The organism is Geomonas azotofigens (assembly GCF_018919395.1).
In the GTDB taxonomy this organism is placed as follows: Bacteria; Desulfobacterota; Desulfuromonadia; order Geobacterales; family Geobacteraceae; genus Geomonas; species Geomonas azotofigens.
In genome coordinates, this window is the sequence record NZ_JAHLME010000005.1 from 72799 (window position 1) to 89277 (window position 16479).

The 16479-nt window shown below is 64.8% G+C and carries 11 protein-coding genes and 2 riboswitches; of the genes, 10 read left to right on the forward strand and 1 reads right to left on the reverse strand.

The genetic code is table 11. The features are described from left to right. Positions 1-22: 22 nt before the first annotated feature. Positions 23-1138 carry an alanine dehydrogenase gene (gene ald, locus KOL99_RS16550; protein ID WP_216511578.1) on the reverse strand — a complete coding sequence of 372 codons (1116 nt, stop codon included), beginning with the start codon at positions 1136-1138 and terminating at the stop codon, positions 23-25. Between the two features lie 156 nt (positions 1139-1294). Here ald and KOL99_RS16555 point away from each other — a divergent pair, with 156 nt between their 5' ends. The 10 genes from KOL99_RS16555 to KOL99_RS16600 all read left to right on the forward strand — a co-directional run bounded on the left by KOL99_RS16555 (position 1295) and on the right by KOL99_RS16600 (position 16413). Beyond that, positions 1295-1768 carry an Lrp/AsnC family transcriptional regulator gene (locus KOL99_RS16555; protein WP_216511579.1) on the forward strand — a complete coding sequence of 158 codons (474 nt, stop codon included), beginning with the start codon at positions 1295-1297 and terminating at the stop codon, positions 1766-1768. Between the two features lie 687 nt (positions 1769-2455). Beyond that, positions 2456-2531: riboswitch (cyclic di-GMP riboswitch) on the forward strand. A 123-nt stretch (positions 2532-2654) separates the two neighbouring features. Continuing rightward, positions 2655-2730, forward strand: a riboswitch (cyclic di-GMP riboswitch). A gap of 232 nt (positions 2731-2962) precedes the next feature. Next, entirely contained in the window at positions 2963-5527 is a 2565-nt protein-coding gene (locus KOL99_RS21855) for an Ig-like domain-containing protein (protein ID WP_216511580.1), read from the forward strand. 341 nt (positions 5528-5868) lie between these two features. Continuing rightward, the gene (locus KOL99_RS16565) at positions 5869-6540 is read left to right on the forward strand and encodes a heavy metal response regulator transcription factor (protein WP_216511581.1); all 672 of its coding nucleotides are present in this window, start codon (positions 5869-5871) and stop codon (positions 6538-6540) included. Continuing rightward, positions 6521-7963 (forward strand): heavy metal sensor histidine kinase, encoded by a 1443-nt coding sequence (locus KOL99_RS16570; protein ID WP_216511582.1) that lies wholly within the window; start codon positions 6521-6523, stop codon positions 7961-7963. Before KOL99_RS16565 ends, KOL99_RS16570 begins: the two co-directional genes overlap by 20 nt. Before the next feature lie 602 nt (positions 7964-8565). Then, a complete protein-coding gene (locus KOL99_RS16575) occupies positions 8566-9537 on the forward strand; it encodes an NHL repeat-containing protein (RefSeq protein WP_216511583.1) in 972 nt (323 codons plus the stop codon). A gap of 79 nt (positions 9538-9616) precedes the next feature. Beyond that, positions 9617-10975, forward strand: a complete 1359-nt coding sequence (locus KOL99_RS16580) for a cytochrome C (RefSeq protein ID WP_216511584.1) — start codon at positions 9617-9619, stop codon at positions 10973-10975. A 130-nt stretch (positions 10976-11105) separates the two neighbouring features. Next, positions 11106-12503 (forward strand): YncE family protein, encoded by a 1398-nt coding sequence (locus tag KOL99_RS16585; protein ID WP_216511585.1) that lies wholly within the window; start codon positions 11106-11108, stop codon positions 12501-12503. A gap of 19 nt (positions 12504-12522) precedes the next feature. Then, entirely contained in the window at positions 12523-14745 is a 2223-nt protein-coding gene (locus KOL99_RS16590; protein ID WP_216511586.1) for a hypothetical protein, read from the forward strand. Between the two features lie 26 nt (positions 14746-14771). After that, positions 14772-15341 (forward strand): GNA1162 family protein, encoded by a 570-nt coding sequence (locus tag KOL99_RS16595; RefSeq protein WP_216511587.1) that lies wholly within the window; start codon positions 14772-14774, stop codon positions 15339-15341. Continuing rightward, positions 15316-16413 (forward strand): hypothetical protein, encoded by a 1098-nt coding sequence (locus KOL99_RS16600; protein ID WP_216511588.1) that lies wholly within the window; start codon positions 15316-15318, stop codon positions 16411-16413. Before KOL99_RS16595 ends, KOL99_RS16600 begins: the two co-directional genes overlap by 26 nt. The last annotated feature ends 66 nt before the right edge of the window (positions 16414-16479 follow it).

Below are 16479 nucleotides of genomic sequence, written 5' to 3' on the forward strand. Positions count from 1 at the left end.
GTGGTTCTGGTTTCCGGAGCCCTTAGCCGAGCACCTCGTCCACCGGGGTGTAGTCGAGGCCGAAAGCCTCGGCGACGCCGCGATAGGTGACCTGCCCCAGGGCGATGTTGACCCCTTCCTTCACGCCGGGGTTCTGGCGCGCCACCTCCCGCCAGCCGCGGTCCGCCAGCGCCACCGCGTAGGGGAGCGTCGCGTTGGTGAGGGCCGCCGTCGAGGTGAGCGGCACCGCGCCGGGCATGTTGGCCACGCAGTAATGCAGCACCCCCTCCTCGAGGTAGGTCGGTTCGCGGTGCGTGGTCGGACGCGAGGTCTCGAAGCACCCTCCCTGGTCGATGGCCACGTCCACGAGCACCGCACCGGGCTTCATCGTCTTCAGCATGTCGCGGGTCACCAGCTTGGGCGCCTTGGCGCCGTGCACGAGGACCGCCCCGATGACCACGTCCGCCTCCTTGACCAGCTCGCGGATGGTGGCCGGCGAGGACATCACCGGGAAGCAGTTCTTGGGCATCACCTCGGAGAGATGGCGCAGGCGCTCCAGGCTCATGTCCAGGAGATACACCTTCGCCCCCATGCCGCAGGCCATCTGAGCCGCGTGGGTACCGACCACACCGCCGCCGATGACCACGACCGTGGCCGGCGCGACCCCGGGGACCCCGCCCAGCAAAATGCCGCGTCCCCCCTGGGCCCGCTCGGCGTACTTGGCCGCCTGCTGCGCCGCCATGCGCCCGGCCACCTCGCTCATCGGGGTCAAAAGCGGCAGCGAGTTGCCCGCACCGGTGATGGTCTCGTAGGCGACCGCGACCCCCTTGCTCTTGATGAAGGCGCGGGTCAGCCCCTCGGCCGCCGCGAAGTGGAAGTAGGTGAAGACGATCTGCCCCTCGCGGATCAGGTCGTACTCGCTGGGCTGCGGCTCCTTGACGTGCATGACCATCTCGCAGCGGCGGTAGATCTCGGCGGGCGTGGCCACGATCTCGGCGCCGGCCCTGCGGTAGGCGTCGTCCTCGAAGCCGCTCCCGGCGCCGGCACCGGCCTCCACCAGCAGGGTGTGCCCGTGACTCACCATGACCTCCACCCCCGCCGGGGTCATGCTGACGCGATTCTCTTCCACCTTGATTTCCTTCAGAATTCCGACGATCATCTTCGCTTCCCCTCTCATGTTTTGGCCAGCGGCGCCAGGCCCCGCGCGGCTCTTCATCGCAGCATCCAGCATACCAAAAAGCGGCAGCTTTTTTCTTGCGAATCCCCATAAAAGGAGCTAGATTTTCGCAGAATATTTCGATTCGAAAGGATCCGTATGAAGAATATTGCGCCGGAGAGCGTAGACAAGATTGATCGGGCCATTCTCAACGAGTTGCAAAAGGACGGCCGCCTCTCCAACGTGCAGCTGGCCGAACTGGTCGGCCTGTCGGAGTCGGCCTGCCTGCGGCGGGTGCGCATGCTGGAGCAAAGCGGCATCATCGACCGCTACGTCATGCTGGTGGACCAGGGGGCGATCGGCAAGCCGGGCAACGTCTTCGTGCGGGTCACGCTGGACGGGCAGCAGCGGGAGAAGCTCTCCAGTTTCGAGGAGGGCATCGCCACCGTGCCCGAGGTGATGGAGTGCTACCTCATGTCCGGCGACGTCGATTACCTGTTGCGGGTCATCGTCAAGGACACCGACGATTACCTGCGCCTGCACAACAAGCTGACCGGCCTCCCGGGCGTTTTGCGGGTGCAGTCCTCCTTCGCGCTGCGCACCGTGGTGAGCAGGACCTCGCTCCCCTTGTAGCTACCAGACCGGGAGCTCCGGTTTCTTCAGGGCCCCCGGCTCGTTGGTCCAGGCCACCCGCGCCTGGCAGGAGATGATGGCGTCCCGGTCGGTGAGCTTGAACTTACAGGCGAATTTGGCAGGCGCAGGAACTGTTCGAGCGTTGCCTGCAAACCTTCACGCAGGTCCCCGGCCGACGGGACGGCGTGGTCCGGATCACGCTCTACAATCTGTCCACCCTCTACCGCTCCAACGGGAGGGAAGCGGACGGCACCGCCCTATTGAACCAGGTGGCGGCCTTCAACTAGCAGAGCCCCCCCGACTTCAAAAAAGCAGCCCCGGAAACCTCCCGGGGCCATTATTTTTCTAACAGGGTAGCGTAACCTAATCGTAGTCAACTCATAAAGGTACTGTTACTACCCAGGTAAGAGATCGAGTGAAATTGAGCAGAAGTTTCAATAAACGACATCACTGGCATTGGGTCATCGTCTCTCTGAATCCGGGAACTTAAGACCGTGGCATTGCCTCTCAGCGCGTGCTCATTGTGCGATTTCGCCCTGACATCAGCATGCCGCCGTCAGGTACTGGTTCTCCGCTGTGACAGATGTCGAAACAACCATGTAGCTGATTTAATCGATTTTTTTCTTGTTGACCATTTTTATCGACTTGCGATATAGCAAATTTATCAAGAATTACAAAACCTGTGGTACACGATAATACTAAACCATCCGCGAGGGTGGGACGGAAAGCCTAAGGGTCTCCCCGAGACAGCCGGGTCGCCGAAATATCACTCACGATACTCGCGCCCGGCTTTTTTGCGCGCGTTTTCGGGGGTAGACGCTTGAGGTAACGCCATAGCACCACAAAGCCGCATCCCGTCCTGATACGGGATCGCCAATAATCCGATACACGACAATACTAAACCACCCGCGAGGGTGGGACGGAAAGCCTAAGGGTCTCACCGAGACAGCCGGGTCGCCGAAATATCTTCACGATGTTCGCGCCCGGCTTTTTTCGTGCCCGAACCTCACCGTGCCGGATCATACCGCACTTCTTACCACGCTTCCGGAGTTACAGCCTGAGCCCACGCCACCTGGTAGCGGCAGGCAACCGAAAAGGAGGAAACGCCACTCCGGATGTCCCGAAGCTGTATGAGGAAAAACCGCAATCTCTCAAACAATCACAAAAGGTTTTCTTAGAACCAAAGGAGCTCGCATGACTCAAAAGAATCAAGGAAGGTTACTGGTGTTGTTTGTCTTCGCCCTGTCCCTGCTGTCCTTTCAGCTCTGGCGCAACGAGGCGCAGGCGCAGTCCTCCTACTACACGACCATGGGGTGCGTGAACTGCCACACGACCACCGCGACCTGTAACGGCTGTCACGCCCACGGCACCCACGCCACCAGCACCAAGAACACCATCAACGTGAACGGCACCACCAACAAGACCTCCTACGCCCCCGGTGAGACCGTGTCCGTCACCATAGCCGGCGGCTACCGCACCGGCTGGGTGCGCGCCGTCCTGCTCGACCAAAGCGGCACCCAGCTCGCCATCTCCAGCGGCACCGCCAGCGGCATGGGGAGCTCCACCACGCTCCCGGCCGTCCTGACCGCGCCGGCACCGGCCACCGCAGGCACCTACACCTGGCAGGTGGGGTGGTACGGCAACAAGTACGACATCGCCTCGGCCGCCTTCGGCAGCTGGCTCCCCGACGCCAACAACCCCAACCACGGCTACGAGATCGTCAGCACCAACAGCTTCACCGTCGCCGCGGCTCCCGCCGCCGACACCACCGCTCCCGTGGTGGGGACCTTCACCCTGCCGGGCACCGCGACCAGTCTGACCGTGCCGGTCACCGCCTTCACCGCCACCGACAACGTCGCCGTCACCGGCTACCTGATCAGCACCAGTTCCGCGGTACCGTCCGCCTCCGCCGCCGGCTGGAGCGCCACCGCCCCGACCAGCGTCACCGCGGTCGCCGGGGTGAACACCTTCTACGCCTTTGCCAAGGATGCCGCCGGTAACGTCTCCGCCGGAAAGAGCGCCAGCGTCACCGTCACCCTCCCCGACACCACCGCGCCGGTGGTGGGAACCTTCACCCTGCCGGCCACCGCGACCAGCCTGACCGTGCCGGTTTCCGCCTTCACCGCCACCGACAACGTCGCCGTCACCGGCTACCTGGTCACCACCAGTTCCGCGACGCCGTCCTCAGCCGCCGCCGGGTGGAGCGCCACCGCCCCGACCAGCGTCACCGCCGTCGCCGGGGTGAACACCTTCTACGCCTGGGCCAAGGATGCCGCCGGCAACGTCTCCGCGTCGGCGAGCGCCAGCGCCAGCGTCACCGTCACCCTCCCCGACACCACCGCGCCGGTGGTGGGAACCTTCACCCTGCCGGCCACCGCGACCAGCCTGACCGTGCCGGTCTCCGCCTTCACCGCCACCGACAACGTCGCCGTCACCGGCTACCTGATCGGCACCAGCTCCGCGGCCCCGTCCGCATCCGCCGCCGGGTGGAGCGCCACCGCCCCGGCCAGCGTCACCGCCGTCGCCGGGGTGAACACCTTCTACGCTTGGGCCAAGGATGCCGCCGGCAACGTCTCCGCCGCGAAGAGCGCCAGCGTCACCGTCACCCTCCCCGACACAACCGCGCCGGTGGTGGGAACCTTCACCCTGCCGGCCACCGCGACCAGCCTGACCGTGCCGGTCTCCGCCTTCACCGCCACCGACAACGTCGCCGTCACCGGCTACCTGATCGGCACCAGCTCCGCGGCCCCGTCCGCCGCCGCCATGGGCTGGAGCATGGCTCCCCCGGCCGTGGTCACCGCCGTCGAGGGTAGCAACACCTTCTACGCGTTCGCCAAGGACGCGGCAGGAAACGTGTCGGTAGGCAAGAGCGCGACGGTCACCGTGACCATTCCGGCACCGACCGCCGACACCACCAACCCGACCCTGGTCGTCTCGACCCTGGCCGACGGTTCCTACACCAACAAGGTGACCCTCAACATCAGCGGCAGCGCGACCGACGCCGGTGGGCTGCAGTCGCTCACCATCAACGGCCAGGCCGTCACCGTCAACACCGACGGTTCCTTCAGCGCCGCCGTCACCCTCGTGACCGGTGCCAACGTGATCACCGTGGTGGCCGTGGACCAGGCCGGCAACGCCCAAAGCGACGTCCGCACCATCACCTTCGACCCGACCGCCCCGGTGCTCGCCATCACCGCCCCCGGCGACAACAGCGACTCGGCGCAGTCCTACGTCACCGTGACCGGGACCATCGATGAGAGCTCCGTCGTCACCGTGACCGACAACAGCGGCAGCCAGACCTCGGCCGCCATCAGCGGCAACACCTTCAGCGCCACCGTGAACCTCGTGGCCGGCGTCAACACCATCACCATCACCGCTACCGACCTGGCCGGCAACGCCACCAGCGCCAAGCGCACGGTGACCTACACCCCGAGCGGTGCCCTCACCATGGCGGTCACCTATCCGGCGCAGGACATCACCACCAGCAAGAGCAGCATCGTCCTGACCGGCACCGTAGCCGACACGGTCGGCAAGGCCACCGTCCTCGTGAAAATGAGCGGCCGCACCTACAAGCCCAAGGTCGACAGCACCGGCGTATTCAAGCAGCAGCTCAGGTTCCTGAAAAACGGCCAGTACGCGATCACCGTGACCGCGACCGACGCCGCCGGCAACAGCAGCACCGTCACCCGCAACGTGATCTATAGGAAGGCGACCCTGAGCGAGCTCAGGCTCAAGCGCAAGGAACGCTACGACGATTAACCCGCGGCGAATTCGCAGTAGCATTGGAAAAGGCCACCTCCGCAAGGAGGTGGCCCACTTGCCCCCGCCTCTCTTCGAGGCGGGGGTTTTTCTTCGGTTTCCTGCGACCTGAACTGGTACAAACGCGAAGTGTCTCGACACCCCTTGGCAACGTCTCAGGCTGACGATCCCCTTCTGTCATTGCATGTGTAAACAAGTTGATAAAGATATCTTTTAGAGTATAGAATCGAGATGAAACTGCATCTAAGTTTCGCAATGTTTATATGCAAATATTATGTTCTCAACCAGATGGAGGGCACCTGTGATCGAGCCACAATTTGATTGTGGCAGTGAGATATCCCATGCGCCTACTGATTGTTGAAGACGAGTTGAAGACAGCGACATTCCTCAAAAAAGGCCTTACCGAGAACGGCTTCGTGGTCGATACTGCCGATAACGGTGAGGACGGCCTGCACCTGGTCCTCACGGGATCCTACGATCTCGTCATCCTGGACGTCGGGCTCCCCGAGCGCTCAGGCTGGTCCGTGGTGACGGAGATACGCCAGCAGGGCAAGGGACTCCCGGTGCTGTTTCTGACCGCCAGGGATACCGTCACCGACCGGATCAAAGGACTGGAACTGGGAGCCGACGACTACCTGGTGAAGCCGTTTTCCTTTGCCGAGCTGCTGGTCAGGGTGCGCACCATCCTGCGTCGCGGCCCGCTGCGCAACGAGGAAACCCTCCAGATCGCCGACCTCACCGTCGACCTGAACCGGCACCGGGCCTTCCGCGCCGGGACCCGCCTCGACCTTGCCCCCAAAGAATTTTCCCTGCTCTCCCTTTTGGCCCGCCGGGCGGGAGAGGTGCTTACCCGCACGGTCATCGCCGACCAGCTCTGGGACATGAACTTCGACAGCGGCACCAACGTGGTGGATGTGGCAATCCGGCGCCTGCGCACCAAGGTGGACGATCCGTTCCCGCAAAAGTTGATTCACACCATCCGTGGAGTCGGGTATGTCCTGGAAGAGCAGTAGCAGCTCCTACGATTTCTTCAGAAAATCATCCATCACCGGCAGGCTCACCCTGCTCTACATCCTGTCCGCCGTGATCGCCCTTGTGGGCGGCATCGTCTACATCACCTGGTCCATGTACCAGGTGATGGAACAGGCCGACCGGGACTTCATCCAGGGGCGACTGCAGACCTACCGTGCTCTTTTTTCCGACAGCCCGGGCGATCTCGAGATCATCCGCAAGGACATCGAATGGGAGGGGACCAACGTCGCCACCCCGGAGTACTACATCCGCATCGAGGACAGCTCCGGCCGGCTGCTGGTCGAGACGCCGGGGATGTCGCAGGTACTCCCGTCGAGTCTCTTTCGCTGCGTCCTGACCCACCCCCGGCAGGTAACCACCCGCTACGTGCATGCCGCCAACGGGCGGGAATACCTGATCAGCTGCGACCTGGAACCTACCGGGCGCCCCTCGGGCGGCATCATCCAGATAGGTCTCGACGCGACCGCCGAGATAACGGCCATCCGCAAGAAGCAAGTCCAGCTGGTGATCCTCTTCATAACCGGCATAGTGGCGGCAACCGGCGTCGGAGTCCTGGTCGCCCGCAAGGCGCTGACCCCCCTGCGTGACATCACCGGAGTCGCCGAGCAGATAACGGTGGAACGGATCAACGAGCGCCTCGACCCGCTGCAGTGGCCGGTTGAACTGCGGCGGCTGGCATCGGCGTTCAACGAGATGCTGGGGCGGCTCGAGGAGTCGTTCACCAAGCTCTCCCAGAGCTCCTCCAACCTGGCCCATGAACTGCGCACCCCGATCAACAACCTGCTCGGGGTAACCGAGGTCGCCCTGACCCGCGACCGCGCCGCGGAGGAGTACCGAAGGACCCTCGAGTCCAACGTCGAGGAGTATCACCGCCTGTCGCGCCTGATTGACGACATGCTGTTCCTGGCCCGCACCGACCACCCCACCCAGCGCGTCAAGTTCGTCCTGTTCGATCCGGCCAAGGAGATCGAGAAGGTCTGCGCCTTTTACGAACCGGTCGCCGAAGACAGGGGGATCGCGATCAGCTACAGCGGCAGCGGCCTCATGTACGGCGCGCCCCAGATGCTCGAACGGGCCGTCAGCAATCTCGTCGGCAACGCGCTGCAGTATTCCCCGCCCGGATGCACGGTCGAGGTCCGGACACTGACCACCGACGACGGCTCCCAGGAGATCGAGGTCCGCGATTCCGGCCACGGCATGAAGCCGGAGGAGGTGCACCGCGTGTTCGACCGGTTCTACCGCGGCGACCGGCACCGGACCCTGCATCCGGACGGCTCGGGGCTCGGCCTGTCCATCGTCAAATCGATCGTGGAGCTGCACCACGGCACCATTTCCGTCGACAGCTCACCGGACCACGGTACGACCATACTGCTCCGTTTCCCCCCTCCCCCGCCCAACGCGTAGTTCCGCCTCGCCCTGCCGTCACAAGCTCGCCCTGCCGTAACCTCCTCGCCCTGCCGTAACCTCCTCGCCCTGCCGTAACCTCCTCGCCCTGCCGTAACCTCCTCGCCCTGCCGCAACCTCCTGCAATCCCCCTCCTGCAATCCCCCTCCTGCAATCCCCCTCCTGCAATCCCCCTCCTGCAATCCCCCTCCTGCAATCCCCCTCCTGCAATCTCCTCCCTGCAATCTCCTCCCTGCCGCACACTCTTCTGCGGCACCATTTCTCTGCTCCATGATGCCTCCGCCGTCGGGGCCGTGCCCCCGTCAACCTTACCAAATGGTAATGTCCGCAACAGATTCCGGTAAGGCTTCTTCAGCTATTCTCCCCACCAACCCGACTCTTTAGGTAAAGAACGACGGCCTTACCAAATGGTAATGTCCGCAACAGATTCCGGTAAGGCTTCTTCAGCTATTCTCCTCATCAACCCGACTCTTTAGGTAAAGAACGACACATTACCAAATGGCAACGTTGCGGCAACGCTCCGGAAATAGCGTATGTCGTATGCTGCAGACACCAGTTGCGCTCCGCCACATGGTCGAGCCCAGGAAAACCACCGGTTCCACATGGACAAGATTTACCGCGGCATGCTGCTCTCTCTCATCCTGGTCACCGCCCTCGCGGCACCGGCCCCGGCGGCCGTCTTCAGAGCAGCCTATCTGTACACGCTTTCGGACTTCAACGGGGCGATCCCCTACAACTGGGTCAACCTCGCGGTCGACCGGCGCGGCGAGGAGACCTACGTCGCGGACCCCAGCGGCCGGACGGTGCGGGTCTTCAACGACAGCGGCATGGAAGTGTACCGCTTCGGCGACAACGGCGATTTCGGCAACATAACGGCGGTGGCGGTGGCGGACAGCGGAGAGATCTTCGTCCTCTCCCGGTCCAACGCAAGCTACGCGGTAACCCGCTGCGACTACCGAGGGGAACCGAAGGCACGACTTGCCATGAGGGGGTTCCCCCCCGAGTACGCAACCGACTTCGTTCCCGACACCATCACCTGGCATGGGGATCACCTCTACCTGGTCGACAGGAACACGATGAAGGTGGCGCTGACCGACCGGGAGGGGAGCTTCGACTCCGGGTACGACCTGGGCACCATCGTAGGGTTTAGCAAGAAGCAAAGAAGCGAATCGGGGATGGTCGGCTTCAGCGTGGATAGCGAAGGGGACCTCCTCTTCACGGTGCCGGTCTTCTTCTCCGCCTACCTGGTCACCCCCGGCCACCAAGTACGTTCCTTCGGCATGCGCGGCAGCACGCCGGGGAAGTTCAACATAGTAAGCGGCATCGCCTCCGATGAGCGGGGGAACATCTACGTGGCGGACACCCTGCGCTGCGTGGTGATGATCTTCGACAGGGATTTCAGTTTCCAGGCGGAGTTCGGCTTCCGGGGACTGGACCCGGGCAACCTCATTGCTCCAATGGAACTCGTCGTCAACCATGACCGGGTTTACGTGGCCCAGAGCCGGGCCAGGGGCGTCAGCGTCTACCGGGTATTCCAGACCCAGCCGTCAGCGACCAGCACGAAGGGGGGGTGAGAAGAAGCGAACAGTACTCAAAACGGTGCAGTTGGTAATTAATGTTCGAATTTAGTGATGAGATTGAAAAGGAGATTCCATGAAAGCAGCAAAGTCTTTGACAGCAGCAGCAATCCTTACCCTCCTGGCCTCCGGCAGCGCCTTCGCCTACCATGACGGCGGCGTCGCGTACTGCGACGGGTGCCACACCATGCACAACTCTTCCGGCAACAAGGCGATGGGCACTGGCAGCAACGCCACCAAGCTCAAAGGGGTCACCTACCTGCTCCAGGGCAGCGACCAGAGCTCGACCTGCCTCAACTGCCACGCCACCACCTCCGCGAAGGCGGGGAGCTACCACATCATGACCACCGACGCCGCCTCGGGCGGCACCGTTCCCTCCAACTACACCCCCGGCGGCGACTTCGCCTGGGTGAAGGAAACCTTCAACTACAATAGCCACGGCACCCCGACCACCAGCCTTGGCGAGCGCCACGGCCACAACGTCGTCGCCGCCGACTTCGGCATCACCCCCGACAGCACCCTGAGCACCGCCCCGGGCGGCAACTACCCGGCGGCGAACCTGGCCTGCTCGAGCTGCCACGATCCCCACGGCAAGTACCGCATCGTCGACGCAGCGGGCACCGTGCAGCGCCCCGTCGTCGCGGGCACCGGCTACAACGGCGCCAACGACGTGGCGGTCTCCTTGCCGATCAACGGCTCCGGCTCCTACGGCGCTGCTCCGACCACCACCGAGGCGGTCGGCGTCTACCGCCTGTTGGGTGGCCCGGGATACCTCCCGGATTCCGTGTCGGGCGTGGCCGGCATCCAGCCGTTTGCAGCACTGCCTCCGTATGCCGTCGCACCGGCATCCTACAACCGCTCCGAGGCGAGCACCGACACCCGCGTGGCCTACGGTACCGGCATGTCCGAGTGGTGCGCCAACTGCCACACCAACATCCACAACTCCACCGCCAACTATGACGGCGGCACCAGCCTGATCCACCCGGCCAGCAGCGACTCCACCCTGGGCGCCAACATCCTTGCCAACTACAACGCCTACGTAAGCTCCGGCAACTTCGGCGGCACCGTGGCCAGCGCCTACACCTCCATGGTGCCCTTCGAAGAGGGGACCAACAACCGCGCCAACCTGGCCCTGCACGCCGTCAACGACGGTTCCCAGAAAGGGGGCGCCGACAGCAGCTCCAACGTCATGTGCCTCTCCTGCCACAGGGCCCATGCCTCCGGTTGGGACAGCATGACCCGCTGGACCAACAAGACCGAGTTCCTCACCGTGGCGGGCGCTTACCCCGGTACCGACTCCACCAACAGCTCGGCACAGTCCTACGGCCTTGGCCGTACCATGAACGAGGTCCAGGCAACCTTCTACCAGAGGCCGGCTACCGTCTATGCCACCTACCAGCGGTCCCTGTGCAACAAGTGCCACGCCAAGGACTAACGAAGCACCCTGTTTGAAGAGGCCGTAGCGCCTCACCATGCCGCAATCGGGCTGGCCTTCGGGCCAGCCCGGTTCTCACGGAAACCGTAGTTCCAAAGCCGGGCTCCCGCCCCGGCAGCGTGGCACCCCTATGAAGATACGTTTCATCGCCATCGCCCTGGCTGCCTTTCTGGCCGGATGCCAGACGCAGCTCGTCTCGCTGCGGCCGCCCCTCGTGGAAGAAGGGGAGCTTTATCTCTACACCCGTCCCTTTCCGCCGGCGGCAGAGCGCCTGAGCTTCACCCTGGAAGGGGTCAGCGCGGTGCGCGAGGACGGCGCGGAGTTCCCTGTCCCCCTGGCACTGAAGGAGGTGAGGCCTGCGGAACTCACCCGGCAGCGTTTCCTCGGTTCCGCCACCCTCCCCCCGGGAAGCTACAACGGCCTCGCCCTGCGCATCTCGCATCCGCTTCTGCGCCGCGAGGAGGGGAGCGCGGCCCTGCAGGCACCGGAACGGGTGACGGTCAACGCGCCCTTCACGGTTCAAAAACAGAAAGCACTCCTCCTCTCGCTTTCCTTTGATTACGAAAATTCCATCGGGGCCGGCTTCCGGTTCACCCCGGTGTTCACCGTCCGGGAACCGCACCGGCCCGTGGTCGGGGTGGCCGGTTACGTGACCATCCCCGAGGCCAACGCCATCGCCGTCTTCGACAAGCAGTCGGCCGAGGTCGCCGGATTCATCGCCACCGGCAAGGCCCCCCGCGGCGTCATACTGGACCAGCAGCGCAGGCGCGCCTACGTCGCCCTTTCCGGGGAAGACGCCCTGCAGGTGATCGACATGGTCACCGGGGAAGAGGTGCGCAGGATCAGGCTCACCCCGGGCGACTCCCCGGAGGAACTCGCCCTCTCCCCCGACGGCAGGACGCTACTGTCGGTCAACAGGGGCTCCAACACGGTGAGCTTCGTGGACCCCCAGGGGTATTTCGAGACCGGGCGCCTGGCGGTGGGGGATGCCCCCTCCTCCGTGCTCATCGACCCCGCCGGGCAGCGAGGGTACGTATTCAACGGCATGGCCAGCACCATGACCGTCATCGACCTGGCGCGCAGGACGGTAAGCGCCACGGTAGGGAGTGGGCCCGGAGACGGACACGGCGCGTTCAGCCGCAGCGGCGACCAGCTCTACGCGGTGCACGCGCTCAGCTCGTACCTGGACCTCCTCGATCCCTTCACCCTGGCGCAGCAGCGGAGGTACTACGTGGGTATGGGGGTGTGCGCCCTGAAGGTCGATCCGCGCTCCGGCATCGTCTACACCGGGCGCAGGTCCGACGCGTGGGTGCAGGCACTCGACCCGTTCACCTTCAACACCATCGCCACCGTGCCGCTGGGGGGGAGCCCGGCGTATTTCGCCATCGACCCGGACGAGAACCGGCTCTACGCCGTCAACCCGGCGCGCAGGCGGGTGCAGCTCGTCAACCTGGTCAGCTACCGGCTGGAAAACGAGCTGGAGCTCCCCGCGCCCCCGTACCGGCTCGCGCTGATGGGCGAACGGTGACCATCCGGTGCACGGCACGATGTTCAAAAGGGCGGCGCTGCGGCTCGCCAACGCCTGCCTGGTCTGCCTCTTCGGGAGCCTGCTGCAGCCGCAACGTGCAGCGGCGGACCTGCTCAACGGCTACCTGGAGTGGGACTACAGCCACCTCCAGTCGCAGACCCGGGACGCGACCGGCACCAGCGGCGCCCAGAAGGGGGACGGCTTGACCCAGAAGTACAACCTGATGTTGAACAAGAGCTTTCTGCCGCTGTTGTCCCTGCGTGCCGGCTACCTGTGGGAAAGCGACCGCAACTGGCTCACCGCCAACGGGACCGGGGCACGCTCCTCGATCACCACCTCGCTGCCGAGCGTGGACCTGCTCATGGGGAGCCCGATGCTGAACGCGAGCCTTGGCTACAGCAAGAGAAAGGAGAGCGACGCCACCGCGGGGACCTCCCTTCCCGACCGCTACAACGAGGACTACCACGCCTCTCTGGGGTGGCGGCCCGAGGGGCTTCCGGCAGTGAGCCTGCTCCTGACCAAAATCAACACCTTTGACGGCCAGCGCCTGGTTGAGGATAGCGGCAACGACCGGGCCACGCTGGGGATCACCTACAACGTGAAGAACCTCGACCTCAAATACCTCTTCAACTACAACGACCAAAAGGACAAGCTCCTGGGGCTCGACGTATCCCAGCTGTCCCACACCGGCACGGCAAGCTACAGCGGGCAGTTCTTCGATGAGCGTGTCTCGCTCTATTCCACCTACAACGTGAGCGAGCAGGGCACCGCCACCTCGTCCAGCGGTCGCGGCATGGTGGACCAGCAGCTCTCGCCGTTTTCGGGGCTGTTCGCCCTTACCGCCCCGGGGCAGCAGTACGTGGTCCCCGAGACCGCCACCCTGGGGAGCTACCCGCTGCTCGTCGACGGCAACCTGGGGACCAGCGCCGGGATCGACCTCGGCCCACAGCCGGGACTGCAGGCGAAGAGAAACTTCGGCTTCGACTTCCAGAACCCGCAGACCACGGTGAACCGGGTGCTGGTCTGGGTTGCCACGTCCACCGGGCAAAGGCTCCCCGACGCCATCGCCCGGCAGTACACCTGGACCGTCTACCAAAGCCAGGACAACCTCACCTGGGCCCCGGTCAGCACCGTCGCCGGGCTCACCCTGGACCCGTTCCAGAACCGCTTCGAGATCAAGTTCGCCCCGGTCGCCACCCGCTACCTGAAGGTGGTCGCCGCGCCGCTCGACCCGGCGCAGGTCCCCCCCGGGATCATCGGTTTCACCTCCTCCTTCAACCTCTTTGTCACCGAGATCCAGGCTTTCGACGAGGTGCCGGCGGCATCGGTGCGGAAAAACAGCGCCGTTTTGTCGCAGATGCTGAACACGGACGTGAAAGTCCGGCTGACCGACACGCCCGCGCTCTACTACGACGGCTCCTTCTTCCTGACCAGCTCTCTGCCCGACGGCTTCACCAAGTGGACGGTGAGCAACGCCCTCATGGCCGAGCACCGCTTCAACGACTGGATCTCGGGGAGCGCGCGGGGAGCCCGTGAGGACAACGAGGAACCGAAGGGGCATCGGGGCGCCTTCGTCTACAGCGCCCTGTTGCGCATGACCCCCCTGCCGACCCTGAGCGACACCATCACCTACTCCGGGCGCCGCGAGTCCTTCCAGGGAAAGAGCAGCGGCGCGGACTCCCTGTTTGTCAGCAACACCGCGGAGCTGTACCAGGGGGTGAACGTCAATGCCAGCGGCGGCCTGAGCCTCTCCAGCACCGACAGCGGAGCTCGGATCAGGGCCTACAACGCCCTTTTGGGGGTGAACCTGAAGCCCCGCGGCGACCTGAGCCTCAACGCGAATTACAGCTGGAACAGCTCGACGGCCACCGGCGCGGGCAGCGACACCTCCATCGGCACGCAGCGCGAGGACATCGGCGTGACCTACCGCCCCTTTACCACGCTCTACCTGACCAGCTCGTTTTCGCTTTTGCAGCAAAGCGGCCAGGCCGGCACCACCTTCCAGAATTACGGGATCAACTGGTCACCGTTCCCCGACGGCACGCTGCAGTTCAACTTCGCCTACTCGGAGAATCTGGCATCGGTCAACCAGCAAAAGAGCAAGATGCTGACCCCGGGGCTCACCTGGAAGATCACCCCGCGCACCACCCTGGATGCGTCCTATCAGAGACTCAACACCTCTTCCTCCTCCGGCACCGAGAGCTCGCAGACCTTGAGCGCGGTACTCAGGAGCTCGTTCTAGGAGAGGAACGCACACTGGAGCACGTTATGCCCAAGCGATGGATACTGCCGATCATGACCCTCGTTGTTGTTGCCCTGGCCGGCTGTGCCGGTCCCGCGGAGGTGTACCGCGACCCCAACATGGACTTCGGGGCCCTGCACACCGTCGCCATCATGCCGCTGGCCAACCTCACCCGGGAAAGTTCCGCGGCGGAACGGGTCCGCGACGTCTTCACCACGAAGCTCCTGGCAACCGGCGCACTGTACGTCATCCCCCCGGGCGAGGTGTCCCGCGGCATCAGCAGGGTCGGCATCAGCAACCCCGTCGCCCCCAGCACCGAGGAGCTCACCAAGGTGGCGGGGGTGATCAAGGCGGACGCCGTCATCACCGGCACGGTCAAGGAGTACGGGGAGGTCAGATCCGGAAGCTCGGCGGCCAACAGCATCTCGCTCAGCTTTCAGCTTTTGGAGACCCAGACCGGCAAGGTGGTCTGGTCCGCCTCGACCACCATGGGGGGGATCGGCATCACCGACCGGCTCTTCGGCGGCGGTGGCGAGCCCATGAACGACATCACCGAGCGGGCGGTAAGCGATGCCATCAAGAAGCTCTTCGAGTAGCCTCGTCGCCCTCCTGCTCGTGCTGCTTCTTGCCGGCTGCGGGCCGCTGCACCGTGCCGCATGGAGCGGGGGGGCGGCCGGCGACGGCGAGGGGGTCGTCGCCATCCTGCCGCTGCAAAACCTGAGCGGCGGCACGGCGCCGGTCGCCGAACTGCGGCAGGAGCTCGCCAGGCGCCTCGCCCTGCGGGGCATGGCGATCCTGCCGCAAGCGCAGCTGGAGCAGTTCATGGCGCGGCACCGGCTGCGCTACGTGGGGGGGATCGACGCGGCCACCGCAGAGGCGCTGCGCCGCGAGACCGGCGCAAAAGGGGTGCTCATCACCCAGGTGGAGCTGTACCGTACCCCCTTCCCTCCCCGGATCGCCCTCACCTCGCGCCTGGTGACCACGGAGGAGACCCCGAGGATCGAGCGCATGGAGAGCGTGGCGCTCTCGGGGGACGACGCACCCGGCCTGCTCGGCGTCGGACTGGTCAGGAAGCCGCAGGAGGTCACCGACCGGGCGCTGCAACTGCTGGCCGAGGCGCTGACCGGAGGCAAGCCGCAGCCGGTCCCCAAGGTGTCGCTCGCCTCGGACGCCGTCTACCTCGCCCGCCCGCTCGAACCTGTACGGAGCTACCGGGTGGCCGTCCTCCCCTTCTTCGACAAGGGAAGCCACGGCTACGCGGGCGAGATCCTGGCACTGCACTTCATCGGGGAGCTGGTCCGGCAGGGGAGGTTCCAGGTCATCGAGCCGGGAACGGTGCGCGAAGACCTGTTGCGCTACCGGATCATCATGGAGGACGGGGTCTCGCTGGCAGACGCGGAGCTCCTCTTCGGGATGCTCAGCACCGACCTCATCCTGACCGGCGAGGTCAACGACTACGAGGACCTGCAGGGGGCCCAGGCATCGCCCAAGGTCGACTTTTCCGCGCTGCTCCTGGAGCGGAGCAGCCGCCGGGCGGTCTGGTCGATGGGCGACCACCGCACCGGGATGGACCGGGTCCACTTTTTCGATATCGGCAGGATCGCCACGGCAAGCGCCCTGGCCGCCGGGATGGTGCACCAGGCGGTTGAAGAAAGCCTCGGCCGCTAGCAGGCAAGCGCCACGGCGGCGCCGGGATGGGCAGAGAGCACGACGGACAGCAGTGCACCGCACTAC